This is a genomic window from Yeosuana sp., from assembly GCF_057126245.1.
In genome coordinates, this window is sequence record NZ_DBNGMQ010000060.1 from 1 (window position 1) to 4,574 (window position 4,574).

General features: G+C 35.1%; 4 protein-coding genes. 2 read left to right on the top strand and 2 right to left on the bottom strand.

Annotated features, from left to right (window positions below; all coding sequences use genetic code 11):
• The coding region (locus tag AC15TD_RS07340; RefSeq protein ID WP_484451487.1) for an alpha/beta hydrolase at positions 1–625 on the top strand (625 nt) is incomplete at its 5' end.
• A 93-nt stretch (positions 626–718) separates the two neighbouring features.
• Positions 719–1,495: an alpha/beta hydrolase family protein gene (locus tag AC15TD_RS07345; RefSeq protein WP_484451488.1), complete on the top strand. Its 777-nt coding sequence runs from the start codon at positions 719–721 to the stop codon at positions 1,493–1,495.
• A 661-nt stretch (positions 1,496–2,156) separates the two neighbouring features.
• Here AC15TD_RS07345 and AC15TD_RS07350 read toward each other — a convergent pair.
• Together AC15TD_RS07350 and AC15TD_RS07355 are read right to left on the bottom strand one after the other, a co-directional pair.
• Positions 2,157–2,837 carry a hypothetical protein gene (locus AC15TD_RS07350; RefSeq protein ID WP_484451489.1) on the bottom strand — a complete coding sequence of 227 codons (681 nt, stop codon included), beginning with the start codon at positions 2,835–2,837 and terminating at the stop codon, positions 2,157–2,159.
• Positions 2,838–3,308: 471 nt separating this feature from the next.
• Entirely contained in the window at positions 3,309–4,202 is an 894-nt protein-coding gene (locus AC15TD_RS07355) for a glycoside hydrolase family 16 protein (protein ID WP_484451490.1), read from the bottom strand.
• Positions 4,203–4,574: the final 372 nt, after the last annotated feature.

Below are 4,574 nucleotides of genomic sequence, written 5' to 3' on the forward strand. Positions count from 1 at the left end.
AAAAAGCCATACTCTGGTAATAGGACTTCATGGATTTAGTAGTACAGCTGAATATTTTCAAAGTTTTAGCAAACCATTTACCAATGCCGGATTTATTTATGCAACACCCGAAGCACCATACAGCTATTTAAGAAATGACGGAACTATTGGCTATGAGTGGTTTCTGTATGATATTTCGTCCTATATAATGCTGGAAAGACCTGCATCCGAATTAGAAATATCTGCTATGCGTGTGACCACTGAAAAGCAGATGGATAAGGTTATTGAAGATTTAAAAGCGCAGTACAACATTGGGGAAGTTTATTTTGCAGGCATGTCACAAGGTGGCATTATCACCTACCTAAGTGGAATCCATCATCATGACAAAATTGACGGTATGATTATCTTCGGATCTGTAGTTGATGAAGATTGGCTGGGTACAGATGATATTCAAGACGGCAAGGGTGTAAGAACTCTGATTATTCAAGGTGAAAAAGACACGGCTGTACCATTTAAATATGCAGAAGCAGCACGTGATCTTCTGATTAATAATGGATATGAAGTTACCTACAAAACATTTGATGGAGGTCATATTGTCCCTCAACATCTTTTGCCTTTTGTAATTGATTGGATAAATAAAAAGTGACCCTAAAAACGTTTGCCAACAAAGCCTATACGCAATACCCTATGGTTTACTGCGCATAGCCAACCCGTTGTGGCCAATTAAAAAAATGAGAATATGGAAACAAAAATGGTATTTAGAATTGGATTTCTAATTTTGATATTTGGAGTTCTTTCATTTTCAAGTGTAAGAGATGATAAAACCAATTCCGTATCGAGAATAGAAACTTTTACATTCTCATCAAATGGAATAAACACAAAAGGAAAAATCTATTTACCTGACTCATATGCAACAAATAAAGATCTGCCTGCTATCTATTTAATAGATTTTACAGAACAGCATTTTAAACTAGCAACTGACGAATTTGAAAAGGTAATTGATGGTGTACAGCAGAAGGCGGGCTCTGATGCCTTGGTTGTTAGTTTAGAAAACATACCTGATATTGATGCTGTACCGGAAACATTTCAATACCAATATGAAGTTTATAAAAATATGGCATCATTTGTTGACGCTAAATATACCAATAATTCAACAAGAACATTTATTGGAAAAGGTAGTGAAGGTGGCTTGGTACTTATGGCTCTTTTTATTGAAAATCAGGAAACTTCGGTATTTGAGAACTTCATAGTCACAGACCCTTCGCCCAAATATGCATCTGCGATAATAGAATTAATTGAAAAAGATAATATTTCAGAAAATCAATCGAATAAAAAACTGCATTATTCATTTTCCACAAGTAATGATCGTGCAAAATGTATCAAACTAATTGATCTGATTAAAGACGCAAATTATCCATGGTTGCAAGTTGAATCAATTGAATACACAAAAAGCAACTACGAAAACACATACCCAATTTCTTATGCAGCTGGTATAAAATATGTTTTCAACAAATAACATGTGAGATTATAAACTGGCTACAACAACGTGCATTGTTCATTGCGCCTGAAATTCCTTTCAAAATTTCCTCGCTATTGAACAATGGGTTTCTTTCTTTTTGTTAACGTAGTACGCAACGAAACCATACACGAACACGTTAGTGACAACAAACCACCGTAATATGAAAAAGACCTTTACACTCTTGATTATAGCCCTAATGGCTATGTGATCAGTCAAACAAAAGCGACTCAGAATTAAGTAATGACAATCAAATCACTATTGGTCACATTGACTCACTCAAATCTGATATTCTTGGAGAAACCAGAAAAATATGGGTGCGTCTACCAGATGATGTATTAAACTATGATGAAGAGCTTGGGAAGTTTAAAAAGAAGTTTTATAAGACAATACTTGATATTAATAAACGAGTTTATGAGTTAAAAAATGATAATATTAGTACAATAAAATCATTTTAAAGTGTATGCAAAGTGTATGCAAGAAATTATTAAAAAATATAAATAATTGTAATACAGCATGTTAAATAGGTATTGTTAGTTGTCTTCTAAGCAGACGGTCACAGGTTCGAATCCTGTCGCGATCACATTTTAACCTACTGATTAATCAGTAGTTTTTTTTGTTTTCTTTTGTGACCATCATTTATTTTAGTTTCTTATTTAGGTCACTCTTTATCTTCTGCAAAAGGTGAAATCATTATATGCGCTCTATGTGTTCCGGGATTCATAATCCAAGGATGGTTTGGGGCCATTGGAGTTTTTGGTAAACCAGTAGATTCTGATGTGGCCCATGGCAAATATACGACATAGCGGAGTTGAGCACCCTCGACTTTTGAGGATTCTGGGTCATACATCGTTTTTTCTCCGAAGTAGATGTGCAAAGTCGACCCAGGAGTTATTTTAATTTGACCCGATTTCATTTCGGCTTCACGAATAGTAAAAATTTCTTGTCCAGTCTTTCCTTCTTCTCTCAAGGCTCTTCCTCTTGCCATAAAGGGTTCAAGGCCTTTATGATAACATGCGGCATTAAATCCATCCTGATTAGGATTATCTGCCAGAACAATAAATTCATTATCTCCTTCTCTCAGGGTCACAAATTCGCCAGCCATATTATATCCAATAACTTTACATGTCGATCTGCTTTCCGCGGGAGCAGCCATTAATGCGGTTGCAATTAAAGCTTCATCAGTATCAATAGCCTTTAATTGTTTCTTGACATCCTTTGATACACTGTCTATTGCAGTTTTTGTTTTAGAGGATTCCTGTATTGTGTTTTTAGTTTTGTCTGATGAATTACAAGAAATCAAAATTCCTGTAAAAACAATTGCTGTGATAATACTTTTCATTTTTTGTCTAATTTTTATAAATATTGTTTAAAATTATGCCGTCTTTTTTTAGGACGAGACATAATTACCACCAACGAGTTCATATTATGGTTAGTCATAATATAGACTAACGTGTTCGTGTATGATTTCGTTGCGTGATTCATCAACTAAATTAACAAATATAAACCGAATAGAAAATCCTTGAGGATTTTTGTAAATAGGAGTGAACCAAGCAATTAATTATACACGTCTTATGTTTGTATTTCATTAAATTAGATAAATAAATTAGAAAGAACAAAAGAGAGGATTAAGGTTAATATACACGGTGAAGATAAACTTCGGCAGCACCAGCTAATCCCTCTCTTTTCTACTAAAATTTTGTTTCAAAATTAGTATAAAAAGGCTTGTTTTTTAACTCAGTTCTTTGTTGGGCTCAGTTATTTTTACCTAATAGTATAATCCTACGAGGAGATTAACCAAAATTGATTATTTTCATACTTTTTTCTTATAAACTCTTACCCAGTCGATATACATGTGTTGAGGGAACGTGGTAGTGGAGTCTGGGCGACCGGCGTGAGTACCACCTACAGCAATATTAAGGAGGATAAAAAATTCTTTACGAAACTCAGAAAGTTCAACGGCCGAAATTGGGATTGACGCGAATTGTTGCCCATCAACAAACCATGCAATCCTAGTTGCATCCCATTCCAATTCGAATATATGGAATGCATCGGCAAACTTACCTTGTTCCAGTTTGAAAGAAGCTGCTCCCATCATTCCATGTGATCCGGATGCGTCAGCATAGTGAGCATTAGCCTCGATAACCGCATCATCTTTAGAGCCATACAATTCTAGAATATCAATTTCACCAGATTGTGGCCAGGGTGTGTCACCACCGTTTTCGTCTATGTTTGATCCAAGCATCCAAAACGCAGGCCAAATGCCTTCACCATGCGGAAGCTTCATTCGGGCCGCTATCTTTCCGTACTTCAAGACGCGCTTATTCGCAGTATGCAATCGTGCTGAAGTGTATTGGCCCATTCCATGAACATAGCTTTCGTGAATAGCTTTGATAACAAGACAATTGTTTTCGATATAAGCATTTTCATTACTGTCCGTATAGTGTTGCCATTCATCGTTAAAGCGTCCGGCTTCCACTACCTGAAAATTCCATATATTTTTATCGATGGTCTTGGTCTCGAATTCATCTGACCAAGCTAACTTCCAGTCCATTCCCGGTTCGTAGATATCTTCATTTAAGTGCGGCATAGAGTTTTTACTTTTTTTCTGATTATCAGTACTAATTTTATCCTCTTTATTCTTACAAGAATGTAATACAATTGACATTATTGCTATAATTACTAATCCAGATAATAATCTTTTCATTTCAACGAATTTATTTGTTTGAGAAATTACAATTCATTTCTAAACTATTAACAATTGACTATCTATTTAATTGAGCCCAACGTTTAACAATATGAAACGGTTGGGTTTATGGAGCGCGTCTTTATCCACCGATAAAAAAGTGATTTGAAAACATTCTCCCCTCCCTATGTAAACCATTGATTACCAACTGTTTTATATTTTGTGTTGTATACTGGTGTTTATTTATAAAGCTTCACTGAATTAACAAATCATACTCAATACTCTCAATATATTCAATATCATTCTCAACCTCGTTCAAGTAATTTTTCCAATGAAAACCTCTAAAATCAGGCCACTTGTTCTCAGGATGCGTCATCATAACATAAGGCATCA